Source organism: Parerythrobacter aurantius, assembly GCF_045291475.1.
Classification (GTDB): Bacteria; Pseudomonadota; Alphaproteobacteria; order Sphingomonadales; family Sphingomonadaceae; genus Parerythrobacter; species Parerythrobacter aurantius.
Genome location: NZ_CP147985.1, coordinates 2309883 through 2332345 on the forward strand (window position 1 = coordinate 2309883; position 22463 = coordinate 2332345).

25 protein-coding genes are annotated in these 22463 nt (G+C 63.4%); 23 read left to right on the forward strand and 2 right to left on the reverse strand.

Annotation, left to right across the window (positions count from 1 at the left end; translation table 11 throughout):
* Positions 1 to 3 precede the first annotated feature (3 nt).
* Positions 4 to 696, forward strand: coding sequence for an esterase/lipase family protein (locus tag WAB17_RS11495; protein ID WP_435417485.1), 693 nt, complete (start codon positions 4 to 6; stop codon positions 694 to 696).
* Here WAB17_RS11495 and WAB17_RS11500 read toward each other — a convergent pair.
* The gene (locus tag WAB17_RS11500; protein ID WP_435417486.1) at positions 693 to 1709 is read right to left on the reverse strand and encodes a 2-hydroxyacid dehydrogenase; all 1017 of its coding nucleotides are present in this window, start codon (positions 1707 to 1709) and stop codon (positions 693 to 695) included. The two genes, WAB17_RS11495 and WAB17_RS11500, sit on opposite strands and share 4 nt — an antisense overlap.
* A gap of 93 nt (positions 1710 to 1802) precedes the next feature.
* Between WAB17_RS11500 and WAB17_RS11505 the strand changes: the two genes are divergently transcribed.
* On the forward strand, positions 1803 to 2276 hold the full coding sequence (locus WAB17_RS11505) for an SH3 domain-containing protein (RefSeq protein WP_435417487.1): 474 nt from the start codon (positions 1803 to 1805) through the stop codon (positions 2274 to 2276).
* Positions 2277 to 2305: 29 nt separating this feature from the next.
* On the opposite strand, the gene WAB17_RS11510 is transcribed toward WAB17_RS11505, so the two are convergent.
* The gene (locus WAB17_RS11510; RefSeq protein WP_435417488.1) at positions 2306 to 3502 is read right to left on the reverse strand and encodes a thiolase family protein; all 1197 of its coding nucleotides are present in this window, start codon (positions 3500 to 3502) and stop codon (positions 2306 to 2308) included.
* 175 nt (positions 3503 to 3677) lie between these two features.
* Here WAB17_RS11510 and WAB17_RS11515 point away from each other — a divergent pair, with 175 nt between their 5' ends.
* The 21 genes from WAB17_RS11515 to WAB17_RS11615 all read left to right on the forward strand — a co-directional run bounded on the left by WAB17_RS11515 (position 3678) and on the right by WAB17_RS11615 (position 22456).
* Entirely contained in the window at positions 3678 to 5111 is a 1434-nt protein-coding gene (locus WAB17_RS11515) for a coniferyl aldehyde dehydrogenase (protein ID WP_435417489.1), read from the forward strand.
* A gap of 143 nt (positions 5112 to 5254) precedes the next feature.
* Positions 5255 to 5629 (forward strand): NADH-quinone oxidoreductase subunit A, encoded by a 375-nt coding sequence (locus tag WAB17_RS11520; RefSeq protein ID WP_435417490.1) that lies wholly within the window; start codon positions 5255 to 5257, stop codon positions 5627 to 5629.
* Positions 5630 to 5684: 55 nt separating this feature from the next.
* Positions 5685 to 6215: a NuoB/complex I 20 kDa subunit family protein gene (locus tag WAB17_RS11525; RefSeq protein ID WP_435419379.1), complete on the forward strand. Its 531-nt coding sequence runs from the start codon at positions 5685 to 5687 to the stop codon at positions 6213 to 6215.
* Complete coding sequence (locus tag WAB17_RS11530; RefSeq protein ID WP_435417491.1) at positions 6212 to 7078, forward strand: NADH-quinone oxidoreductase subunit C; 867 nt, start codon at positions 6212 to 6214, stop codon at positions 7076 to 7078. Before WAB17_RS11525 ends, WAB17_RS11530 begins: the two co-directional genes overlap by 4 nt.
* The gene (locus WAB17_RS11535) at positions 7075 to 7614 is read left to right on the forward strand and encodes a hypothetical protein (protein WP_435417492.1); all 540 of its coding nucleotides are present in this window, start codon (positions 7075 to 7077) and stop codon (positions 7612 to 7614) included. Before WAB17_RS11530 ends, WAB17_RS11535 begins: the two co-directional genes overlap by 4 nt.
* Complete coding sequence (locus WAB17_RS11540) at positions 7611 to 8822, forward strand: NADH-quinone oxidoreductase subunit D (RefSeq protein ID WP_435417493.1); 1212 nt, start codon at positions 7611 to 7613, stop codon at positions 8820 to 8822. The genes WAB17_RS11535 and WAB17_RS11540 overlap by 4 nt, the downstream gene beginning before the upstream one ends.
* The gene (locus WAB17_RS11545; RefSeq protein ID WP_435417494.1) at positions 8819 to 9199 is read left to right on the forward strand and encodes a hypothetical protein; all 381 of its coding nucleotides are present in this window, start codon (positions 8819 to 8821) and stop codon (positions 9197 to 9199) included. Before WAB17_RS11540 ends, WAB17_RS11545 begins: the two co-directional genes overlap by 4 nt.
* Positions 9196 to 9378: a hypothetical protein gene (locus WAB17_RS11550; RefSeq protein ID WP_435417495.1), complete on the forward strand. Its 183-nt coding sequence runs from the start codon at positions 9196 to 9198 to the stop codon at positions 9376 to 9378. Before WAB17_RS11545 ends, WAB17_RS11550 begins: the two co-directional genes overlap by 4 nt.
* On the forward strand, positions 9371 to 10039 hold the full coding sequence (locus WAB17_RS11555) for a complex I 24 kDa subunit family protein (protein WP_435417496.1): 669 nt from the start codon (positions 9371 to 9373) through the stop codon (positions 10037 to 10039). The genes WAB17_RS11550 and WAB17_RS11555 overlap by 8 nt, the downstream gene beginning before the upstream one ends.
* On the forward strand, positions 10039 to 10179 hold the full coding sequence (locus WAB17_RS11560; RefSeq protein ID WP_435417497.1) for a hypothetical protein: 141 nt from the start codon (positions 10039 to 10041) through the stop codon (positions 10177 to 10179). Before WAB17_RS11555 ends, WAB17_RS11560 begins: the two co-directional genes overlap by 1 nt.
* A 33-nt stretch (positions 10180 to 10212) precedes the next feature.
* Positions 10213 to 11505: an NADH-quinone oxidoreductase subunit NuoF gene (gene nuoF, locus WAB17_RS11565; RefSeq protein ID WP_435417498.1), complete on the forward strand. Its 1293-nt coding sequence runs from the start codon at positions 10213 to 10215 to the stop codon at positions 11503 to 11505.
* On the forward strand, positions 11502 to 12218 hold the full coding sequence (locus WAB17_RS11570) for a hypothetical protein (protein ID WP_435417499.1): 717 nt from the start codon (positions 11502 to 11504) through the stop codon (positions 12216 to 12218). The genes nuoF and WAB17_RS11570 overlap by 4 nt, the downstream gene beginning before the upstream one ends.
* Positions 12218 to 14233: an NADH-quinone oxidoreductase subunit NuoG gene (gene nuoG / locus WAB17_RS11575; RefSeq protein ID WP_435417500.1), complete on the forward strand. Its 2016-nt coding sequence runs from the start codon at positions 12218 to 12220 to the stop codon at positions 14231 to 14233. The genes WAB17_RS11570 and nuoG overlap by 1 nt, the downstream gene beginning before the upstream one ends.
* Complete coding sequence (gene nuoH, locus WAB17_RS11580) at positions 14230 to 15288, forward strand: NADH-quinone oxidoreductase subunit NuoH (protein WP_435417501.1); 1059 nt, start codon at positions 14230 to 14232, stop codon at positions 15286 to 15288. The genes nuoG and nuoH overlap by 4 nt, the downstream gene beginning before the upstream one ends.
* The gene (gene nuoI / locus WAB17_RS11585) at positions 15285 to 15773 is read left to right on the forward strand and encodes an NADH-quinone oxidoreductase subunit NuoI (protein WP_435417502.1); all 489 of its coding nucleotides are present in this window, start codon (positions 15285 to 15287) and stop codon (positions 15771 to 15773) included. The genes nuoH and nuoI overlap by 4 nt, the downstream gene beginning before the upstream one ends.
* Before the next feature lie 27 nt (positions 15774 to 15800).
* Positions 15801 to 16421: an NADH-quinone oxidoreductase subunit J gene (locus WAB17_RS11590; RefSeq protein WP_435417503.1), complete on the forward strand. Its 621-nt coding sequence runs from the start codon at positions 15801 to 15803 to the stop codon at positions 16419 to 16421.
* Positions 16418 to 16723, forward strand: coding sequence for an NADH-quinone oxidoreductase subunit NuoK (nuoK, locus tag WAB17_RS11595; protein ID WP_435417504.1), 306 nt, complete (start codon positions 16418 to 16420; stop codon positions 16721 to 16723). The genes WAB17_RS11590 and nuoK overlap by 4 nt, the downstream gene beginning before the upstream one ends.
* A gap of 6 nt (positions 16724 to 16729) precedes the next feature.
* Positions 16730 to 18721 (forward strand): NADH-quinone oxidoreductase subunit L, encoded by a 1992-nt coding sequence (nuoL, locus tag WAB17_RS11600; RefSeq protein WP_435417505.1) that lies wholly within the window; start codon positions 16730 to 16732, stop codon positions 18719 to 18721.
* A complete protein-coding gene (locus WAB17_RS11605; protein WP_435417506.1) occupies positions 18721 to 20286 on the forward strand; it encodes an NADH-quinone oxidoreductase subunit M in 1566 nt (521 codons plus the stop codon). Before nuoL ends, WAB17_RS11605 begins: the two co-directional genes overlap by 1 nt.
* A complete protein-coding gene (nuoN, locus tag WAB17_RS11610; RefSeq protein ID WP_435417507.1) occupies positions 20286 to 21749 on the forward strand; it encodes an NADH-quinone oxidoreductase subunit NuoN in 1464 nt (487 codons plus the stop codon). Before WAB17_RS11605 ends, nuoN begins: the two co-directional genes overlap by 1 nt.
* Complete coding sequence (locus WAB17_RS11615; protein WP_435417508.1) at positions 21746 to 22456, forward strand: biotin--[acetyl-CoA-carboxylase] ligase; 711 nt, start codon at positions 21746 to 21748, stop codon at positions 22454 to 22456. Before nuoN ends, WAB17_RS11615 begins: the two co-directional genes overlap by 4 nt.
* Positions 22457 to 22463: the final 7 nt, after the last annotated feature.

The following is a 22463-nucleotide window of genomic DNA, read 5'->3' on the forward strand; positions in this document are numbered from 1 at the left end:
CCGGTGGACAAGCCGCCGCCTCTTTGGCGCTGGGCCAGCGAACTGGTGGCAGTGCCGAAAGTACTGGCCGCGCCTTTGCGGCGGCCGCATAAGATCGAATCGTTCGGCGAGGGGAGGCCTGTGCTTGTCATCCCTGGTATGCTTTCGGGCGACAAGTCCACTGCGCTTTTGCGCGGGACTTTGCGCGAGGCTGGCTTCGATCCACATGGATGGGGCGAGGGCTTCAATGTTCGGGTGACGGCGGAGACGATTGCCCGGCTGGAGCGGCGTTTGGCAGCCATTACTGCTAGTAGCGGACGCAAGGTTATAGTGATCGGCTGGAGCCTGGGCGGGATGTATGCGCGGCTGCTTGCGCATCGCCGACCTGAACTGGTGGAACTGGTGATGACACTTGGGTCGCCCTTCTCGGGCAACCGACGCGCCAACAATGCTTGGCGGCTCTACGAACTGCTCAACGACCACACTGTCGATGCGCCACCGTTCTCGGAAGACATTTCGGTCAAACCGCCCGTGAAGACCATCGCGATGTGGTCCAGCGATGACGGCATTGTCTCGGCACCTTGCGCGTTGGGGCGGCCCGACGAATCTGATTGCCAAGTGGAATTGCCGTTTCGCCACTTCGAACTCGGCTGTTCTCGTCCCGCGATTGCGAAGGTTCTTGCAACACTTGCCTGCGCCATGCGCGAGTCCTGCTAGACGAGTGCGTCGAGCACCTGATCGGGCGGACGGTGGCCGTCCGCCCAGAAGCGGATGTTGGCGATGACCTTCTCGCCCGAGGCCTCGCGGCCTTCGGCGGTGGCGCTGCCGATATGGGGAAGGGTCATGACGTTGGGGTGGGCAAGCAGGCGCGGATCCACGCGCGGCTCGTCGGGGTAGACATCCAGCCCGGCGCCTACGAGCTTGCCGGCCTGCAGTGCTTCGACCAGCGCTTCGTAATCGACCAGGTCGCCGCGCGCCGTGTTGATGAGCGCGGCGCCCGGCTTCATCAGCGCGATCCTTCGCGCGTCGATCATGTGGTGAGTGTCGCTCCCGGCAGGGCAATGAAGCGAGAGGATGTCGGCCTCCGCCAACAGTTCGTCGAGCGTTTGAACGTAGCGCGCACCGAACATGCTCTCGACCGCACGCGGCAGCGGCTTGCGGTTGTGATAGGCGATGTTCAGCCCGAAGGCTTTGGCGCGGTGGGCAACGGCCTGCCCGATACGGCCCATGCCGACGATGCCCAGCACCTTGCCGCCGATCTGCCTTCCGAGCAGCGCCGAGGGGGCCCAGCCGGTCCACTCGCCTCGGCGGATCAGCGCCACACCGTCACGGATACGGCGCGGCACGCCGATGATCATGGTCATGGCAAGGTCGGCCGTATCGTCGGTAAAGACGCCGGGCGTGTTGGTCACCATGATCTTGCGCCGGGCCGCAGCGGCAAGATCGATATGCTCGGTCCCGGCGCCGAAATTGGCAATCAGCCTGAGCCGCTCGCCCGCGCCTTCGATCAGCTCCGCATCGATCCGGTCGGTGACAGTGGGCACCAGCACATCGCAATCGGTCATGGCGGCGGCCAGCTGCGCGCGCGTCAGCGGCACGTCGCCCGGGTTCAGCGTCGCATCGAAAAGCTCGGCCATGCGCGCTTCGACCGAAGGCATGAGGTGGCGCGTCACGACGACTTTGGGCTTGCCCTCGACGCGGCGGGTGGTGGCGGGGTGCGTATCGCTCATCTGTGCCGTGATTGGACATTGACGCGAATACGGTCAAGGCGGCAGCTACAAACTCTTGCGGGGAAGGGAGCCTTTACCATAAGCACCGGTGCCATGTTGCGAACCTTGCCCGCCTTGTTCCTGTCCGTTGCGCTGAGCGCCTGCGGTTCTGCCAGTGCGCAGCAGCGCGATGTGCCTTATTGGGCGAGCGTCGATACCACCAAGCTCAACCTGAGGGTGGGCCCCAGCAAGGAATACAAGATCGACTGGGTCTACCAGCGCGAAGGGCTGCCGGTGAAGGTGCTGCGGGTCAAGGACGATGGCTGGCGGTTTGTCGAGGATCACGAGGGGACCAAGGGCTGGGTCGCCTCGACGATGCTCAGTGCCGACCGCACGGTCATGGTCATCGGGCCCGGACCTGTGGCCATGCGCTCCGACCCTGCCGACAATGCCGCGGTGAAGTGGCAGCTCGAGCCGGGCGTCATCGGCCGGCTGGGAGATTGCGAGGCAGGCTGGTGCGAGATGGAGGTCGATCGCCGCGACGGCTTCGTTCGCGCCGACCGGCTGTGGGGAGCCGGCGCGCTTTAAAGCCGATTGACCCGGTCGGGGGGGGGGGACTAGACCAGCTCTACCGCCACCGCCGTCGCTTCCCCTCCGCCGATGCAGAGTGACGCCACACCGCGAGTCTTGCCCCGGGTCTTGAGCGCATTTAGCAGGGTTACGATGATCCTCGTCCCGCTCGCGCCGATCGGGTGGCCGAGTGCGGTCGCGCCGCCATTGACGTTCACCTTGTCGTGCGGGATGCCGATATCGCGCATGGCGAACATGGCGACGCAGGCGAAGGCTTCGTTCACCTCCCACAGATCGACGTCGTCGACCGTCCAGCCGGCGCGGTCGAGCACCTTCTTGATCGCGCCAACCGGGGCGGTGGTGAAATCCTTGGGTTCCTGCGCATGCGCGGCGAGAGCGACGATGCGTGCCACCGGCGTCTGGCCGTTGGCGCTGGCGAGGCTCTCGCGGGTCAGGACCACGGCGGCGGCGCCGTCGGAAATCGAGCTCGAGGTGGCGGCGGTAATGGTCCCGTCCTTGGCAAAGGCCGGGCGCAGCTGCGGAATCTTGTCGGGCTTGCCCTTGCCGGGCTGCTCGTCGGTATCGATCGTCAGCTCGCCCGCGCGGGTGGCGAAGGTGACGGGCACGACTTCGCCCGAAAACGCGCCGCTGGAAATGGCGTCGTTGGCGCGCCGCAGCGACTCGATCGAATAGCTGTCCTGGTCCTCGCGGGTGAGTTGGTATTCGTTGGCTGTGTCCTGCGCGAAAGTGCCCATGGCGCGGCCTTCCTCGTAGGCGTCTTCCAGTCCGTCGAGGAACATGTGGTCGTAGGCGGTGTCATGGCCGATGCGCGCGCCGCTGCGGTGCTTCTTGAGCAGGTAGGGCGCGTTGGTCATGCTCTCCATGCCTCCGGCAATGACGTAGTCGACCGAGCCGCTGGCGAGCGCTTCGGCGCCCATGATCACGGTCTGCATGCCGCTGCCGCAGACCTTGTTGACCGTGGTGGCCTGCACCGACTTGGGTAGGCCGGCCTTCAATGCGGCCTGGCGGGCCGGGGCCTGGCCGAGGCCGGCCGGAAGGACGCAGCCCATGTAGGCGCGGTCGAACTTCTCGCCCGGAACGCCGGAGCGCTCGACCGCGGCCCTTACTGCCGTGGCACCGAGATCGGTCGCCGAAACATCGGCCAGGGCGCCCTGCATCCCGCCCATCGGCGTACGCGCATAGGAAAGGATGACGACCGGATCGGATGCGGAGAACTGTGCCATGGCATGGGCCTCTTGATTGCGGGACGAGTATCGGTGCCGTACCTAGTCACGGCTCAGCAGAATGGCAAACGGGATACGTTTGCAGGCGCCATGGCGGAACTCAACGGAGCGCTTGTCTTTGTAGGGCCGATGGGGAACAACAGTCCCAAAGCGAAACCCGATCAGGAGCGACCCGATGGCAGACGACAAGAAGGCCGAAATGGAAGCCATTCTGCGCAAGCAGCGCACGGCGTTCACCGCCGCCCGGCCCGAGCCCATGAGCGCCCGCCGCGACCGGATCCAGCGCGCCATCGCACTGCTGGTCGATCACGGCGAAGAACTGGCCCGCGCGATGAGTGCCGATTTCGGCAATCGCAGCCACGAAGCCTCCATGATTACCGATATCACCGGCACCATCGGTTTCGGCAAATATTGCCTCAAGAACCTCGATAAATGGGCGAGGCCGGAGAAGCGCTCGGTCCGGTTCCCGCTCGGCCTGCTCGGGGCCAAGGCGGAGTTGCGCTACGAACCCAAGGGTGTAGTCGGCATTCTCAGCCCGTGGAACTTCCCGGTCAACCTTTCCATCGGCCCGCTGATGCAGGTGCTCGCCGCGGGCAACCGGGCGATGATCAAGCCGAGCGAATTCACCGAGCGGACCAGCGAGCTTACTGCCGAACTGGTGGCCCGGTATTTCGCCGAGGAAGAGGTCGCGGTCGTGACGGGCAGCCCTGAAGTGGCCGCCGCCTTCTCCGCGCTCCAGTTCGACCACATCATCTTCACCGGTTCGACCGCCACCGGCAGGCGGGTGATGGAAGCAGCCGGGCGCAACCTGGTGCCGGTGACGCTCGAACTGGGCGGCAAGTCGCCGGTGTTCCTGGGACGCAGTGCCAATTTTGAACAGGCGGGCGAGCGTATCGCCATGGGCAAGATGCTCAACGCCGGGCAGATATGCCTCGCTCCCGATTACATGTACGTGCCCGAGGACAAGGAACTCGATGCCGTCAACTCCGTCCGCCAGGCGGCGCACAACATGTATCCGACCCTGCTGAACAATGACGACTATACGTCGGTCGTCACCGACCGCCATTTCGACCGTCTGCAGACGATGGTGGCTGATGCGCGCGACAAGGGGGCGGATGTCATCGAGGTCAATCCGGCCAACGAGGATTTTTCTTCCACCAATTCCCGCAAGATGCCCCTGACGATCCTGCGGAACGTCAGCGACGACATGATGGCAATGCAGGAAGAGATTTTCGGGCCGGTGCTGCCGGTCAAGACCTACAAGCATATCGAGGAAGCCATCGACTATGTGAACGACAAGGACCGCCCGCTCGGCCTCTACTACTTCGGGACCGATGCGGGCGAGCGCGAGCAGGTCCTGACCCGGACGATATCGGGCGGTGTCACCGTCAACGATGTCATCATGCATGTGTCGATGGACGAGTTGCCCTTCGGCGGAGTGGGGCCGAGCGGCATCGGTTCCTATCACGGGCCCGAAGGCTTCAGGGAATTCAGCCATGCCCGCAGCGTCTATACGCAGCCAAAGGCCGACATCGCCAAGCTGGCCGGCCTCAAGCCGCCCTATGGTGCCACCACCCGCAAGACCATCGCCCGCGAACTGAAGAAATAGGCGGCGGGGGCGCGCAGGCCCCGGCAGGTGGCTTGCGCGCAAATTGCACGGCTTGATGCGGGATTTGCGGGGTTCGCGGCCTTGCGCCGCGCGCTTCACGGGCCTAGGGGCTGGCGCAACTTCGCCCCCAAAGGGAATCGTTCGTGGTCGATCTGTCGCAATACCTGCCGATCCTCATTTTCCTGATCGTCGCAGTCGGGATTTCATCGCTGTTCGTGTTCCTGCCGATGGGCGTTTCGCGCCTGACGGGAAGCCACAAGCCCAATGCCGAGAAATTGAGCGAGTACGAGTGCGGCTTTCCTGCATTCGAAGATCCGCGCAGCCAGTTCGATGTGCGCTTCTACCTCGTTGCAATTCTTTTTATCATCTTCGATCTCGAAGTGGCCTTCCTGTTCCCATGGGCAGTCAGTCTCGACCTGACGGGGTGGGCGGGGTGGTTCACCATGATGATCTTCCTTGCCGAACTGGCCATCGGCCTCGCCTACGCATGGAAAAAAGGCGCGCTGGAGTGGGAATGACATGAGCACCGCAAACACCACACTTGCCGGCCTTACCCCCGCCAACCTCGGCCAGATGCCGACTGCGCGCCCGGGCGAGGTACGACAACCAGACGCAGCCTATTTCCATGCGCTGCAGACCGAGGTGAACGACAAGGGTTTCCTTGTCACGAGCACCGAAGATTTGTTTCACTGGGCTCGGACCGGCTCGCTCTGGTGGATGACTTTCGGCCTTGCCTGCTGCGCGGTCGAGATGATCCACGTCAACATGCCGCGTTACGACATGGAACGCTTCGGCGTCGCCCCGCGCGCCAGCCCGCGCCAGTCGGACGTGATGATCGTCGCAGGCACGCTCTGCAACAAGATGGCCCCGGCGCTGCGCAAGGTCTACGACCAGATGTCGGAGCCGAAGTACGTCATCAGCATGGGTAGCTGCGCCAACGGCGGCGGCTATTATCACTATAGCTATAGCGTCGTCCGCGGCTGCGACCGGATCGTGCCGGTCGATATCTACGTGCCGGGTTGCCCGCCCACGGCCGAGGCGCTGCTTTACGGCGTCATGCAGCTTCAGCGCAAAATCCGCCGCGAAGGGACGATCGAGCGATGAGCGCGGTGCACTCTGCCCCCCGCATCGCCTCGAACGAAGGCGTTCGCGATACGCTTGTCCGTGCGCTCGGCGACATGATCGTGGCGTCGAAGGAGGAATTCGGCGAAATCGTCGTGACGGTCGCGCGCGACCGGATCGAGGATGCGCTGCGCGAACTGCGGGACAACCATGCCTACCAGCAGTTGGTCGAGATCGCAGGGGTCGATTATCCCGATCGGGCCGAGCGGTTCGAAGTCGTCTACATGTTGCTCAGCCTGACGAAGAACCATCGCGTGATGGTCAAGGTGAGCGCGAGCGAGGCCACGCCGGTGCCGACGGTGACGACGCTGTGGCCCAATGCCGGCTGGCTCGAACGCGAGGTGTTCGACATGTACGGCGTGCTGTTCGCCGGCAATCCGGACCTGCGCCGCATCCTGACCGACTACGGCTTCGAGGGTCATCCCTTCCGCAAGGATTTCCCGCTGACCGGCTACACCGAGCTGCGCTATTCCGAAGAGGAAAAGCGCGTTGTTTACGAACCCGTCAAGCTGGCGCAGGATTTCCGCCAGTTCGACTTCCTCAGTCCCTGGGAAGGCGCCGACTACGTCCTGCCTGGCGATGAGAAGGCGAAGGAACCGCCGCCGGCGCCTCCCGCTCCCCCGGTCGAAAAGCCCAAGGCAACCGAAAGCCCGGCCCAGACCGGTGCCGGTGCAAAGGCGAATGCCAAGGCGGCGGAGAAAACCGAAGCCAATCCGCCTGCCATGGATGCCAAGCCGAAGACCAAGCGGTCGTCCGCGCGCACTGCGAAAGCCAAGGCACCGGCCAAGGCCGCCGCCAAGCCCCGGGCGAAGCCGGGATCGCGCAAACCGAAAGGCGAAGCATGAGGCGCGGGTTCGCACTGACCTTTGCGGCACCGACCCTGTTTCTTCTCGCCTGCTCGCCGCAGGGGCAGGAAGAGAATGCGGACGATTTTGCCAGCCGTATCGGGGCAACCGGTGACGCTCCTGTGCCCTCGCAGCAGGATGTCGCCGCCGAAGCCGCGCAGCCGAATGCCGCGGCAGCGCAACTGCCGGCGGGCGTCGATGCAAAGTATCTCGAGCGGCTGGGTGACATCGCAATGGTCGATCTGGGGCCGCGCACCGGCGGCTGCACCTTCCAGGAAGTCGGGCGCGAAGTGTTCTACGTCTCCGGTCATTCGCAGGGCGGCAAGGGTGTCATCCGCGTCGGCGGACAGCTGGTAACGGTCGATGCCAAGGGCGGCCTCGCCGATATTCGTGGCGGGACGACCTATTCGGCGTCAGGCGTCAGCATCAGCGTCGCCCCGGCAGCCGGCAATCAGGCCCGGCGTCCGGCCAACATGGTCGTGACAGATGCCAAGGGCGAAACCCAGAGCTACAGCGGCGATTGGATCTGCGGATGAGCGTGCAACTCGAACAGTCCCCGACCACCGGCGACGAAGTCATCAGCAACTACACCATCAACTTCGGGCCGCAGCACCCGGCGGCGCACGGCGTGCTGCGCATGGTGATGGAGCTCGACGGCGAAATCATCGAACGGATCGACCCGCATGTCGGTCTGCTGCATCGCGGCACCGAAAAGCTGATCGAGCACAAGACCTACCTGCAGGCGCTGCCGTATTTCGACCGGCTCGATTACTGCAGCCCGCTGTGCATGGAGCACAGCTACGTTCTCGCGATCGAGAAGCTGCTCAACCTCGAAGTGCCGATCCGCGCGCAATACCTGCGCGTTCTGTTCGCCGAGCTGACCCGCATCTGCAACCACATGCTCAACATCGGTGCGCATGTGATGGACGTCGGCGCGATGACGCCGAACCTGTGGGTGTTCGAGCTTCGCGAAGACTGCATGAACTTTTTCGAACGGGCGAGCGGCGCGCGGATGCATAGCGCCTGGTTCCGCCCCGGCGGCGTGCACCAGGACGTGCCGGAAAAGCTGCTCGTCGATATCGGCGACTGGCTCGACACGCGGCTGCCCGAACTGTTCGGCGATGCGATGAGCCTCGTGATCGACAACCGCATCTTCAAGCAGCGCAACGTCGATATCGCCGTGGTCAGCCGCGACGATGCGGTCGCCTGGGGCTTCAGCGGCCCGATGATCCGCGCCGCAGGCATCCCGTGGGATATTCGCAAGAGCCAGCCCTACGAAGTCTACGACCGGATGGAGTTCGACATTCCCGTCGGCACCAATTCGGACTGCTACGACCGCTTCATGGTGCGCGTGAAGGAAGTTTACGAGAGCGCCAAGATCATCAAGCAGTGCATCGCGCAGATGCCTAGCGGTCCGGTCGCCAGCACCGACGGCAAGGTCTCGCCCCCCAAGCGGGCAGAGATGAAGCAGTCGATGGAAAGCCTGATCCATCACTTCAAGCTCTACACCGAAGGCTTCAAGGTTCCGGCTGGCGAAGTCTATGTCGCGACCGAAAGCCCCAAGGGCGAATTCGGCGTCTATCTCGTCAGCGACGGCACTAACAAGCCGTACCGGTGCAAGATCCGCCCAACCGCCTTCAGTCATTTGCAGGCGATGGACTTCATGTCCAAGGGCCATATGCTGCCCGACGCGACCGCCATCCTCGGCGCTATCGACGTGGTGTTCGGGGAGTGTGACCGGTGAGACGGGAGCTCGCCATCTTTGCTCTGTGCCTTGCTGTGCCGGCTTCCGCCGTTGCACAAGATGCTTATGTGCCAGTCGGCGAAACTCACGTTCGCGATGCAATCAAGCGCATTGCAATAGATCAGTCGGCGATCAGTCCGACTGAGCGCGCGCAGGCGCAGTTTGCCGCTCAGAACTGCGACATGGATAGTTACAGCATCCAGAACCGCGTTGGAAAATCTCACGTGCAGGTCAATCTTGACTGCGCTGAGAAAGGCAAATTCGGATTCTATTTGACCTTCAAGGATGGCCTCATGGAAGGCGCAGAAGCTGTTCCCGGCGGCGTCGAGCTGATTATCCCGCCAGCTCCGCCGAAGCGTGAGGGCGCAAGCCAGTGATTCTTCGCGAACTCCTCATCTTTGTCGCTGCATTCGCGGCCTTCGCTTCGGCGGTTGCAGCCTATCTCGCCGTGTTTCATGGGGCATCGAGCCTCAAGGAAATCTTCTCGACGGCGGGTGCCGCCGTTATCGGCCTCTATGCGGGCCGCTATCTGCAACACAGGTTGAACCATGGCTGATCGTCATCTCGCCCCCGATACCCCCGAACTGCGCGCGCGTTGGGGCGGCTTCGAGTTCACGCCCGAGGTCAAGGCCAAGGCCGACTGGCACATCGCCAAGTACCCCGAGGGGCGCCAGCGTTCGGCGGTGATGCCGCTGCTCGACCTCGCCCAGCGGCAGGTTGGCGAGGAAACCGGGACGCAGGGCTGGCTGCCGCTGCCGGTGATGGAATACGTCGCCAAGTATCTCGACATGCCGGTGATCCGCGTGGTCGAGGTCGCGACCTTCTATTTCATGTACAACCTTGTTCCGGTTGGAAAATATCACGTCCAGGTGTGCGGCACGACGCCCTGCATGCTGCGCGGCAGCGACGAAATCATCGCCGCCTGCAAGAAGCGCGGAATGGTGAAGGGCGGGGTGTCCGAAGACGCTCTGTGGACCCTGACCGAAGTCGAATGCATGGGCAATTGCGCCACCGCGCCGATGGTCCAGATCAACGACGACAATTACGAGGATCTGACGGTCGAGCGGCTCGACGCCGTGCTCGATGCGCTGGCCAAGGGCGAGACTCCCAAGGCCGGGACGCAGGAACCGGGCAAGCACACCAGCGAGCCTTCAGGCGGGCCGACCACGCTGAAGGAAATGGTCGATGCCAATCACGATTACCGGAAGGAATGGTGATGGATATCGTCACCATCCTCGTCGCCCTCGCGCTGCTGTTCGTCGCGTGGAAGGTCATCACCGGGATCATCAAGTTCGGCGTCATGGCGCTGATCGTGATCGTCGCGGGCTACATGCTTTATAGCGGAGGCTTCTTCTGATGCTCGCCGGGACCAACAAAGGGACGCTCGCAAATGCTCGCTGACCGGGATCGCATCTTCACCAACCTCTATGGCTTCCAGGACTGGGGCCTGAAGGCGGCGCAGCAGCGCGGGGACTGGGATGATACCAAGGCCCTGATCGCGCGCGGGCAGGATGCCATTATCCGGGAGGTCAAGGACTCCGGCCTGCGCGGGCGCGGCGGGGCAGGCTTCCCGACCGGCCTCAAATGGTCGTTCATGCCCAAGGAAAGCCGCGACGGGCGTCCCAGCTTCCTCGTCATCAACGCCGACGAATCCGAACCCGGCAGTTGCAAGGACCGCGAGATCATCCGCCACGATCCGCACAAGCTGATCGAAGGCGCGCTGGTCGCCGGTTTCGCCATGCGCGCGCGGGCGGCCTACATCTACATCCGCGGCGAATATATCCGCGAGGCCGAGACGCTGCAGAAGGCGATCGACGAAGCCTATGCCGCTGGCCTGCTGGGCAAGAACGCGGCAAAGAGCGGCTACGACTTCGACGTTTTCATGCACCGCGGTGCCGGGGCCTATATCTGCGGCGAAGAAACCGCGATGATTGAAAGCCTCGAAGGCAAGAAGGGCCAGCCACGGCTCAAGCCGCCGTTCCCGGCGGGTGCGGGCCTCTATGGTTGTCCGACTACGGTCAATAATGTCGAGAGCATCGCGGTGGTGCCCACGATCCTGCGGCGCGGGGCCTCGTGGTTCAGCAGCTTCGGGCGCGAGAACAACAAGGGCACCAAGCTGTTCCAGATCAGCGGGCATGTGAACACACCCTGCGTGGTCGAGGAAGCGCTCAGCATCCCGTTCAGCGAACTGATCGAGAAGCATTGCGGCGGCATTCGCGGCGGCAAGGACAACCTGCTGGCCGTGATCCCCGGTGGCTCGTCGGTCCCGCTGGTCCCGGCCGAGCAGATCTGGGATGCGCCGATGGATTTCGACGGGCTCAAGGACCTGGGCTCGGGCCTCGGCACCGCTGGCGTCATCGTGATGGACAGGTCGACCGACATCGTCCGCGCGATCAGCCGCATCAGCTATTTTTACAAGCACGAGAGCTGCGGCCAGTGCACTCCCTGCCGCGAGGGCACCGGCTGGATGTGGCGCATGATGGAACGCCTGCGCACCGGCGATGCGGCAATCGAGGAAATCGACATGCTGCAGCAGGTCACCAAGCAGGTCGAAGGCCACACCATCTGCGCGCTGGGCGATGCTGCGGCGTGGCCGATCCAGGGCCTGATCCGCCATTTCCGGCCGGAGCTGGAGCGCAGGATTGAAGAGCACAACGCGAAATTTGCGGAGGCGGCGGAATGACTTTGATCCTCGCCGCCATTCTCGCGCTCACACAACAGTCGATGGCTCCAGATCGGCCTCCGTTTATCGGGACGGAAGCCGAACTGAATGACAAGGCCATCGGAGAGGAAATTGCTCGAACCGAGCAAACGCGCCAGTTCTCGCCCAGCGCAATCGAGGAAGAATTGTCCCGCCAAGCGACGTGCCTGAGCGAAAAACGGACTGAGAAAGTAGACCGGCTTCTGGATTCTGCGGCATCGGCCCCGGGTTTCGACAAGCCTGCCAGACAACTTTTCAACGATGAGGTCTGCACCCGAACGGATTTCAGGCTGCAATATGACGCGCTGACATTCCGACATGCACTTGCTGCGTCCCGCTACAACGCGCTCTACCCATCACCGAGCGGAACTGAGGTGGATGCCGAACGCCTTCGGTGGGCCGCCTCGTCTGATCAGTCACTTGGCGGTGAAGGCAGTGAAATAGTGCTTCGCAAGCTCGGCCTCTGCGTGCTCCAGTACGGACCCGACAAGGCCCATGCTCTTGTGGTTTCGCCATTGCGAAGTGTCGAAGAAAAGAGTGCCATGGCTGAATTACTTCCATCTCTCGGCAGATGTATGCCGCCTGGTGAGCAAATGGGGATGAATCGGACGTCTCTACGCGGCATGCTGGCCGATGCACTTCGGTCCTATCGGCTCGCTGAAATGGGCGTATCTATTTCGAATGGGGCGAAGTAATGCCTAAAGTCACCGTAGACGGTCAGGAAATCGAGGTTCCGGACGGCGCGACCGTCCTGCAGGCGTGCGAGCTGGCGGGGAAGGAAATCCCGCGCTTCTGCTATCACGAACGGCTGAGCATCGCCGGCAATTGCCGCATGTGCCTGGTCGAAGTGAAGCCGGGACCGCCCAAGCCGCAGGCGAGCTGCGCTCTGCCGGCCACCGAAGGGCAGGAAATCCGCACCGACACGCCGATGGTCCGCACCGCGCGCGAAGGGGTGATGGAGTTCCTCCTCATCAACCACCCGCTCGATTGCCCGATTTGCGACCAGGGCGGCGAGTGCGACCTGCAGGACCAGGCGGTGGCCTATGGCCGTGGCGGCAGCCGTTACGACATGAACAAGCGGGCGGTGACCGAGAAGTACATGGGTCCGCTGATCAAGACGGTGATGACCCGCTGCATCCACTGCACCCGCTGCGTGCGCTTCTCCGAAGAGATCGCCGGCGTGGACGAAATCGGCGCGCTGTATCGCGGCGAGGACATGCAGATCACCACCTATCTCGAGCAGGCGGCGGCACATGAGCTTTCGGCCAATGTGATCGACCTGTGCCCGGTCGGCGCGCTGACCAGCCGCCCCTATGCCTTCGAGGCACGTCCGTGGGAACTGAAGCGCACGCTCAGCATCGACGTGTCGGACGCCGTGGGCGCGAACATCTCGCTCCATTCCAAGGGCCGCGAAGTCATGCGCGCGCTGCCGCGCATCAATGACGACGTCAACGAGGAGTGGCTGAGCGACAAGGGCCGCTTCATGGTCGACGGGCTGACCAGGCGCCGGCTCGACAAGGTTTTCATGCGTACCCGCGGCAAGCTGCAGCCCGCCGGTTGGGACGAGGCCTTCAAGGCCATCGCCAAGCAATTGAAGGGCGATCTGTCCAGCATCGCTGCCGTCGCCGGCGACATGGTCGATTGCGAGACCATGTTTGCGGCAAAGTCGCTGCTCAAGGCCTGCGGTTCTTTGCTCGTCGAAGGCCGCCAGACCGGCATGGACTACGACGTGTCGAACCTCGCTGCGGTCAATTTCAACAGCACACTGGCCGGGATAGAAACCGCCGATGCGATCCTGATCGTCGGCAGTCACGTCCGCTGGGAAGCGCCGCTGGTCAATGTGCGCATCCGCAAGGCCATAAAGCGCGGGGCCAAGGTCCACATTATCGGCCCGGAATGGGATCCGACCTATCCGGCGACCTTCCTCGGCAGCGACCTCTCGCTGCTGTCGAAGCTGCCCAAGGATCTGACCGACGCCTTCATGGCGGCCGAGCGGCCCGCCATCATTATGGGCGGTGCGGCATTGGCCAAGGGCGCCCTCCACGCGGGCCTCGCCGCCGCACAGGCGCTCGGCGTGGTCAAGGATGGCTGGAACGGCTTCAACGTGCTGCACTTCTCGGCTGCGCGCATGGGCGGGCTGATGCTCGGCTTCGCGCAGAAGGGCGGCATGGCGGACATCGTCGCGGCCAAGCCCAAGGTGGTGCTGAGCCTCGGCGCGGATGAGATGAACTTCGAATCCTTCGCCGATGCACTCAAGGTCTATATCGGCCATCACGGCGACAAGGGCGCGCATGCGGCGGACATCGTCCTGCCGGCGGCGAGCTATGCCGAGAAGGACGGCACCTACGTCAACACCGAGGGCCGGGTGCAATATGCCGAGAAGGCCGTCTTCGCACCGGGTGATGCCCGCGAGGACTGGACCATTCTGCGCGCGCTGGCCGATGCACTGGGCGTGGGCGTCGGCTTCGACAGCTATGCCGAACTGCAGGCCAGAATGATCGCCGAAGTGCCCGCGCTGGGCGTCGAAGGCCTCGCCGATTACGGCGCGCTGCCCAAGGCGGACGCCAAGGCCAAGGCGGAAGGTATAATCGACGCCTATCCGATCAAGGACTTCTACCTCACCAACCCCATCGCCCGCGCCAGCACGGTGATGCAGCAATGCTCGGCCGAGCTGTTGCACGGGGCCGATATGGCGGAGGCTGCGGAATGACCGAATTCTTCCAATCCCTCGGCCTCACCTATGAAGCCGCCTGGTTCACGGCGACCATCTCGGGCATTTTGCTGATCGCGCTACCGGTCATGCTCGCCGTCGCGATGATCATCTATGTCGACCGCAAGATCTGGGCCGCGATCAACCTGCGGCGCGGGCCCAATGTGGTCGGCCCCTTCGGCCTGCTGCAAAGCTTTGCCGACGCTCTGAAGGTGATGCTGCAGGAAACGATCATCCCCAGCGCCGCCAACAAGGGCATCTTCATCCTCGCCCCGATCGTCACCTTCACCGTGGCGCTGATGGCATGGGCGGTGATCCCGTTCGATGCCGGCGTAGTGCTGGCGGACATCAACGTCGGCCTTCTCTACGTCCTCGCGATCAGCTCGCTTGGCGTTTACGGCATCGTGATGGCGGGCTGGGCGAGTAACTCCAAATACCCGTTCTTCTCGGCCATGCGCGCCGCTGCGCAGATGATTTCCTACGAAGTCTCGATCGGCTTCATCCTGATCTGCGTGGTGCTGTTCGCCGGCAGTTTCAACCTAACCGAGATCGTCAACGCGCAGCAGGGCCACGGTCTTGGCATCGTCAACGGGTTCGTCCTCAATCCGCTGCTGTTCCCGATGTGGGTGGTGTTCTTCATCTCGTGCCTGGCCGAAACCCAGCGCGTGCCGTTCGACCTGACCGAAGCGGAATCAGAACTCGTCGCCGGATACCAGACCGAATACAGCTCCATGGCTTTCGCCATGTTCTGGCTGGGCGAATACACCAACATCCTGCTGATGTGCTCGCTCAACACGCTGCTGTTCTGGGGCGGGTGGCTGCCGCCGCTTAACATCGACCTGATCCCCGGCTTCGACGTGCCGGGCATCGTGTGGTTCCTGCTGAAGACTTTCTTCTTCTTCTTCCTCTTCAGCTGGGTCATGGCGACCGTCCCGCGCTACCGCTACGACCAGCTGATGCGGCTGGGCTGGAAGGTTTTCCTGCCGATGAGCCTGATTTTCGTTTTCCTGACCAGCGGGTATCTCATGCTTACCCGTTTCGGAGTGCCAGCATGAGCACCGTCGCCCACCTCATAAAGTCGTTCACCCTGTGGGAATTCGTCAAGGCGCACGCCCTGACGCTGAAGTATTTCTTCAAGCCCAAGGTGACGATCAACTACCCGTTCGAGAAGAACCCGCTCAGCCCGCGCTTTCGCGGGGAGCATGCGCTGCGTCGCTATCCCAACGGCGAGGAACGCTGCATCGCCTGCAAGCTGTGTGAGGCGATCTGCCCGGCGCAGGCCATCACCATCGAAGCCGAACCGCGCGAGGACGGCAGCCGCCGCACCACCCGGTATGACATCGACATGACCAAGTGCATCTATTGCGGTTTCTGCCAGGAGGCCTGCCCGGTCGATGCCATCGTCGAGGGGCCGAACTTCGAATATGCAACCGAAACCCGCGAGGAGCTGCTCTATGACAAGGCAAAGCTGCTCGCCAATGGTGACAAGTGGGAGCGGGCGATCGCCGCAAACCTTGAAGCCGATGCGCCGTATCGCTAACCGCGCGCCTAATTCCGCAGGGGCCCAATGATTCAAGCCATCGCCTTCTACATGTTCGCCGCGCTGCTGGTCGCCAGCGGCGTGCTGACGATCATGAGCCGCAACCCGGTGCATTCGGTGCTGTGGCTGATCCTCGCCTTCTTCAACGCGGCGGGGCTGATGGTCATCATCGGCGCCGAGTTCATCGCCATGCTGCTGGTGATCGTCTATGTCGGCGCGGTCGCGGTGCTGTTCCTGTTCGTGGTCATGATGCTCGACATCGACTTCGCCGAGCTGCGCGCAGGTTTCATCAGCAATTTCCCTATCGGTATCGCGGTGGCAGGCATCCTGCTCGGCGAACTGGTGCTCGGCATCGGCGCCTATCGCGCCGGGACGCTGCGGCTCGGCACGCCCGACGGCAGCGCCGCCCCGATTGCCGGCGAAAGCAATATCGAAAGCCTCGGCGCGTTGCTCTATTCCGATTATCTCTTCCTGTTCGAAACCGCCGGGATCATCCTGCTGGTGGCTATGGTCGGCGCGATCGTGCTGACCCACCGGGACCTCAAGACCACCCGCGGCCACCAGAACATCTCCAAGCAGGTCCGTCGCCGGCCCGAGGATGCCACCGTCATGAAGCAGCCCACCGTGGGGCAGGGGGTCGAGCTGTGATCGGGATCGAACACTATATCGTCGTCAGCGCGATCCTGTTCGTGCTCGGCGTTCTCGGGATTTTCCTCAACCGGAAGAACATCATCGTCATCCTGATGGCGATCGAGCTGATCCTGCTGAGCGTTAACATCAACCTCGTCGCCTTCAGCGCCTTCCTCGGTGACCTCACGGGCCAGGTCTTCGCGATGTTCGTGCTGACCGTCGCCGCTGCCGAGGCGGCGATCGGGCTTGCAATCCTGGTGATCTATTTCCGTGGCCGCGGCACGATCTCGGTCGACGATGTCGACAGGCTGAAGGGGTAAGCACCGGTGTCCTCCATCCTGATCATCGTTTTCGGGCCATTGCTGGCCTCGATCGTCGCCGGGCTGACCAACAAGTCGGCACCCAGCGTCTTCGCCAAGGGCGTGACGACCGGCGCGTTGTTTCTTTCGGCGGCGCTCAGCTGGCCGATCTTCATCGGTTTCCTGACGGGCGCGAACGAGGCGACCGTGGTGCCGGTGCTGCAATGGGTCCAGTCCGGCTCGCTTAGCTTCGACTGGGCGCTGCGGGTCGATACGCTGACCGCCGTGATGCTGGTGGTGATCACCACCGTCTCTGCGCTCGTCCACCTCTACAGCTGGGGCTACATGGACGAGGATCCGGACCAGCCGCGCTTCTTTGCCTATCTGTCGCTCTTCACCTTCGCCATGCTCATGCTGGTGACGGCCGATAACCTGGTGCAGATGTTCTTCGGCTGGGAAGGGGTGGGCCTCGCCAGTTACCTGCTGATCGGCTTCTGGTTCAAGAAGCCGAGCGCCAATGCCGCCGCGATTAAGGCCTTTGTGGTCAACCGCGTCGGCGATCTCGGCTTCATGCTCGGTATTTTCGGCACCTTCCTGGTGTTCGGCACCGTGTCGATCCCGGCCATCCTCGAGGCTGCGCCGGGCATGAGCGGGGCGACCATCGGGGCCTTCGGCTACCGCTTCCACACCATGGACATCCTGTGCATCCTGCTGTTCATCGGCGCGATGGGCAAGTCGGCGCAGCTGGGGCTGCACACCTGGCTCCCCGACGCGATGGAAGGCCCGACGCCGGTGTCCGCGCTGATCCACGCCGCAACCATGGTCACTGCAGGCGTGTTCATGGTCTGCCGCCTCTCGCCGATGTTCGAGACTGCGCCCGTCGCGCTGGGCATCGTAACCTTCATCGGCGCCGCCACCTGCATCTTCGCCGCTACCGTCGGCACGACGCAGTGGGACATCAAGCGCGTCATCGCCTATTCGACCTGTTCGCAGCTGGGCTACATGTTCTTCGCCGCCGGCGTCGGTGCCTATGGCGCTGCCATGTTCCACCTGTTCACCCACGCCTTCTTCAAGGCGCTGCTGTTCCTGGGGGCCGGTTCGGTCATCCACGCGATGCACCACGAGCAGGACATGCGGTATTACGGGGCCTTGCGTAAGCACATCCCGCTGACCTTCTGGGCGATGATGATGGGCACGCTGGCGATCACCGGGGTTGGCATTTACGACCTGCATCTGGGCTTTGCCGGGTTCTGGTCGAAGGATGCAATCATCGAAGTCGCCTTCGCGCGCGGTACCGATGTAGCCCAGTTCGCCTTCTGGATGGGCGTCTTCGCGGCGCTGCTGACCAGCTTCTACAGCTGGCGCCTCGTCTTCCTGACTTTCTTCGGCAAGCCGCGCTGGATCGAGAGCGAGCACATCCAGCACAGCGTCCACAAGACGCCGGAGCAAGCGGGCGAGGACACGACCGGCGGCTACCACCCGCACGAAAGCCCGCTATCCATGCTGGTCCCGCTCGGCATCCTGTCGGTCGGCGCTATTGCCGCAGGTCAGGTCTTTGCGCCCTATTTCCTCGACAGCGCCGATTTCTGGGGCAGCTCGATCTTCTACAACGAGCCGCTGATCCACGCGATGCACGCTGTGCCGACGCTGGTGAAGTATGCTGCCTTTATCGTCATGGTGCTGGGACTGCTGATCGCCTGGTACGGCTACATCCGCAATACCTCGTTCCCGGCCAAGGTCGCCGAGCAATTGGGGCCGGTCTACAAGTTCCTCTACAACAAGTGGTACTTCGACGAGCTCTACAATGTGCTGTTCGTGAAGCCGGCCTTCTGGCTGGGCCGCAAGTTCTGGAAGATCGTCGACATCGGCGTGATCGACCGGTTCGGCCCCGACGGCGCGGCCTGGGTCGTCATGCAGGGCTCGGGTGCGGCCAGGCGCTTCCAGTCCGGATATCTCTATAGCTACGCGCTGGTCATGCTGCTCGGCCTGATCGCGGCGGTGACCTGGGTGCTGATGTAATGGAAGGCTTCCCGATCCTTACCCTCATGCTCCTCGTTCCGCTGGCAGCGGCGGCGGTGTGCTTCTTCGTCAATGCGCAGACCGCGCGGATGCTCGCGCTGGGTGCGACCTTGATCGACCTTGCGCTCGGCATCGTGCTGTGGGCAAATTACGACATCGGCGGCGCGCAGTGGCAGTTTACCGAACAGGCGAACCTGTTTGCGGGCTTCGAGTACCGCCTCGGCATCGACGGCATCGCGCTGATGCTGATCATGCTGAGCGTGTTCCTGATGCCGATCTGCATTCTTGCCAGCTGGGAAGCGATCGAGAAGCGCGTCGGCGAATACATGGCCGCCTTCCTGATCATGGAAACGCTGATGATCGGCGTTTTCGCGGCGCAGGACCTGTTCCTGTTCTACATCTTCTTCGAAGCCGGCCTGATCCCGATGTATCTCATCATCGGCATCTGGGGCGGGGCGGACCGGATCTACGCCAGCTTCAAGTTCTTCCTCTACACCCTGGTTGGCTCGGTCCTGATGCTGATCGCCATGCTGTGGATGGTGAACCAGGCAGGCACTTCGTACATCCCCACGCTGATGCAATACGACTTCCCGGCGCAGGCGCAGACGTGGCTGTGGCTCGCTTTCTTTGCCAGCTTCGCGGTGAAGGTGCCGATGTTCCCGTTCCACACCTGGCTCCCGGCGGCGCACGTGCAGGCGCCAACTGCTGGCTCGGTGATCCTCGCGGGCGTTTTGCTCAAGCTCGGCGGCTACGGCTTCATCCGGTTCAGCCTGCCGATGTTCCCCGAAGCCAGCGCGCAGTTCACGCCATTAGTCTTCGCGCTCAGCATGGTTGCGGTGATCTACACCTCGCTTGTCGCGCTGGTGCAGGAAGACATGAAGAAGCTGATCGCCTACAGCTCGGTGGCGCACATGGCCATCGTCACCGCGGGCCTGTTCGCTTTCAACGTCCAAGGCCTTGAAGGGGCGATGATCGTAATGCTCAGCCACGGCCTCGTCTCGGGCGCGCTCTTCCTGTGCGTCGGTGTGATCTACGACCGGCTCCACACGCGCGAGATCAGCCGTTACGGCGGGCTTGCAATCAACATGCCGAAGTATGCGCTGTTCTTCCTGCTCTTCACCATGGCCAGCATCGGCCTGCCCGGCACCAGCGGCTTCGTCGCCGAGTTCCTGAGCCTAGCCGGGGTTTACCAGGTGTCGAGCACGGTGACGTTGTTCCTCACCACCGGGATCATCCTCGGTGCCGGCTACATGCTCTATCTCTATCGCCGGGTCGTGTTCGGCGCTCAGGTTAACGACGACGCAGCTGCAATGACCGATCTCGATGCGCGCGAATGGGCGATCCTGGCACCGATCGCTGCGGCCGTGCTGTGGATGGGCGTCTATCCTGAAAGCTTCCTTGCCCCGATGCGCGCCGACATCGCCGCGCTCGAGGCCCGGGTCGCTCGTGCTGAGCCAGAAGGCGATGCCAAGCTCGTCGCAGGCGAGCCGCGCGCGCACAATGCCAACCATATCGAACACGAGGAAGGCTCCGCAAAGCCCGAGGGCGCGGAGGGAGCACACTGATGGACCTCACCGCTTCCCTCGCGCTCGTCGTGCCCGAGATCCTGCTCAGCCTGTCGGGGCTGGCGCTGCTGCTGGTCGCGGCATGGATGGGCGACAAATCCTCGCGCCTCGTCAGCATACTCGCTGCGACCGCCGTCGGTGCCGCAGCCGTATTGACTGTACCTGCCCTTGTCAGCGGAGCTGCCGGGCAAGGCGTTGCGGCCTTCGGCGGGCAGCTCTTTGCCGACAGCTACGCCGCGTTTGCCAAGCTTCTCATCTATATCGCCGCCATTGGCGCACTGACGGTCGCACCGACCTTCTTCGACCGTCTGGGGGCGATGAAGCCGGAATACCCGGTGCTGGTACTGTTCGCGACCCTCGGCATGGGCGTAATGGTTTCGGCGGGCGATTTCATCACGCTGTACATCGGGCTCGAACTCAACAGCCTTGCCGCCTACGTGCTCGCGAGCTTCCTGCGCAACGACACGCGTTCGGCAGAAGCAGGCCTCAAGTACTTCGTGCTGGGCGCTCTGGCGTCGGGTATCCTGCTCTACGGCATGAGCCTCGTCTACGGGTTCACCGGAACCACCAGTTTCGAAGGGGTCCGCAACGCGCTGACTGGTGAGATGTCGATGGGCGCGCTGTTCGGCGTGATCTTCGTGCTGGCGGGCCTCGCCTTCAAGATTGCCGCCGTTCCGTTCCACATGTGGACGCCCGACGTATACGAAGGCGCGCCTACGCCGGTGACCACCTTCTTCGCCACTGCCCCCAAGGTCGCCGCGGTCGCCTTGACGGGGCGGGTGGCCCTCGATGCGTTCGGTGACCAGACGGAGGCGTGGCGCCAGATCGTGATCTTCGCGGCGCTGGCTTCAATCGTGGTCGGGGCGCTGGGAGCGATCGGCCAGAACAACTTGAAGCGGCTGCTGGCCTATTCCTCGATCAACAATGTCGGCTTCATCCTAATCGGCCTCGCTGCCGCATCGGTCGCGGGCCTCAGCGCCATGCTGACCTACCTGGCGATCTACGTCGTGATGTCCCTCGGCAGCTTCGCAGCGCTACTGATGCTGCGGGCCGAAGACGGCACTCCGCTCGAAACCTTCGACGATATCGCCGGCCTTTCCACCACTCGCCCGGCGCTGGCGTGGTGCCTGCTGGCACTGATGTTCAGCCTTGCAGGCATTCCGCCGCTGCTCGGCTTCTGGGGCAAGTTCGTCGTGTTCCAGGCCGCGGTCGAGGCTGACCTGGTGCTTCTCGCCGCGCTCGGTATCGCCGCCAGCGTGATCGGGGCGTTCTATTACATCAAGTTCGTCAAGGTGATGTTCTTCGATGAACCCGCCGACCGTATCAAGGGCGCCGGCGACACTGCACTCTGGGCAATCCTGGCCGTTGCTACCGTGCTGATCTCGCCGCTCGGCTACTTCCTCACAAAGTGGCTCGGCACGCTGACCGATAGCGCGGCGGCCGCGCTGTTCCTCGCCGCTTGATCAGGACAGTCGCCGACACCGGCTCCACCAATGCCGACCTGATTGCCCGCCTTGCCGGCGGTGACCGTGTGCCCGAGGGCGAGTGGCTGGTCGCCGACCGCCAGACCGCCGGTCGCGGGCGGCAGGGGCGGACCTGGTTCGACGGACACGGGAACTTCATGGGCTCGACCGTGGTCCACTTGGCGGCTGGAGACCCGCCGGCCCACACGCTTGCGCTGGTGACAGGGCTGGCGGTTTACGAGACCGTCCAGCCCTATTGCCCCAATCCTTCGGCCTTGATGCTGAAATGGCCCAACGATCTCTTGCTTGGCGGTGCGAAGCTGTGCGGCATCCTGCTTGAGCGGGCGGGCGACTCGGTTGTCATCGGTATCGGCGTCAACCTTGCGGCTGCACCCGATCTGGCGGATCGCAAGACGGTCGCATTGTCCATGCTCGGTCCCGCGCCTGACCGGGACGCGTTCGCGACTGCCCTGGCGGCTTCGCTCGACCGCGAACTCGATCGCTGGCGAACCTTCGGCCTGGCGCCCATGATCCGTCGCTGGCTGGCTGTAGGCACGCCAGTCGATACGCCGCTCTCGGTCCATGAGCCCGACGGGAATATGGTACAAGCCCGGTTTGCGGGCCTGGACGAGCAAGGAACCCTGCGGCTGCGCTTGGAAGACGGCGCGGTCCGTGCCATTCACGCCGGCGACGTGATGCTCGCCTGAAGGATTT

Bases quoted from the DNA above. Each gene is read 5' to 3' on its own strand.
- WAB17_RS11500 (WP_435417486.1), bottom strand. From the start codon at position 1,709: ATGAGCGATACGCACCCCGCCACCACCCGCCGCGTCGAGGGCAAGCCC.
- WAB17_RS11505 (WP_435417487.1), top strand. From the start codon at position 1,803: ATGTTGCGAACCTTGCCCGCCTTGTTCCTGTCCGTTGCGCTGAGCGCC.
- WAB17_RS11510 (WP_435417488.1), bottom strand. From the start codon at position 3,502: ATGGCACAGTTCTCCGCATCCGATCCGGTCGTCATCCTTTCCTATGCG.
- WAB17_RS11515 (WP_435417489.1), top strand. From the start codon at position 3,678: ATGGCAGACGACAAGAAGGCCGAAATGGAAGCCATTCTGCGCAAGCAG.
- WAB17_RS11525 (WP_435419379.1), top strand. From the start codon at position 5,685: ATGCCGACTGCGCGCCCGGGCGAGGTACGACAACCAGACGCAGCCTAT.
- WAB17_RS11530 (WP_435417491.1), top strand. From the start codon at position 6,212: ATGAGCGCGGTGCACTCTGCCCCCCGCATCGCCTCGAACGAAGGCGTT.
- WAB17_RS11535 (WP_435417492.1), top strand. From the start codon at position 7,075: ATGAGGCGCGGGTTCGCACTGACCTTTGCGGCACCGACCCTGTTTCTT.
- WAB17_RS11540 (WP_435417493.1), top strand. From the start codon at position 7,611: ATGAGCGTGCAACTCGAACAGTCCCCGACCACCGGCGACGAAGTCATC.
- WAB17_RS11555 (WP_435417496.1), top strand. From the start codon at position 9,371: ATGGCTGATCGTCATCTCGCCCCCGATACCCCCGAACTGCGCGCGCGT.
- WAB17_RS11560 (WP_435417497.1), top strand. From the start codon at position 10,039: ATGGATATCGTCACCATCCTCGTCGCCCTCGCGCTGCTGTTCGTCGCG.
- nuoF (WP_435417498.1), top strand. From the start codon at position 10,213: ATGCTCGCTGACCGGGATCGCATCTTCACCAACCTCTATGGCTTCCAG.
- WAB17_RS11570 (WP_435417499.1), top strand. From the start codon at position 11,502: ATGACTTTGATCCTCGCCGCCATTCTCGCGCTCACACAACAGTCGATG.
- nuoG (WP_435417500.1), top strand. From the start codon at position 12,218: ATGCCTAAAGTCACCGTAGACGGTCAGGAAATCGAGGTTCCGGACGGC.
- nuoH (WP_435417501.1), top strand. From the start codon at position 14,230: ATGACCGAATTCTTCCAATCCCTCGGCCTCACCTATGAAGCCGCCTGG.
- nuoI (WP_435417502.1), top strand. From the start codon at position 15,285: ATGAGCACCGTCGCCCACCTCATAAAGTCGTTCACCCTGTGGGAATTC.
- WAB17_RS11590 (WP_435417503.1), top strand. From the start codon at position 15,801: ATGATTCAAGCCATCGCCTTCTACATGTTCGCCGCGCTGCTGGTCGCC.
- WAB17_RS11605 (WP_435417506.1), top strand. From the start codon at position 18,721: ATGGAAGGCTTCCCGATCCTTACCCTCATGCTCCTCGTTCCGCTGGCA.
- nuoN (WP_435417507.1), top strand. From the start codon at position 20,286: ATGGACCTCACCGCTTCCCTCGCGCTCGTCGTGCCCGAGATCCTGCTC.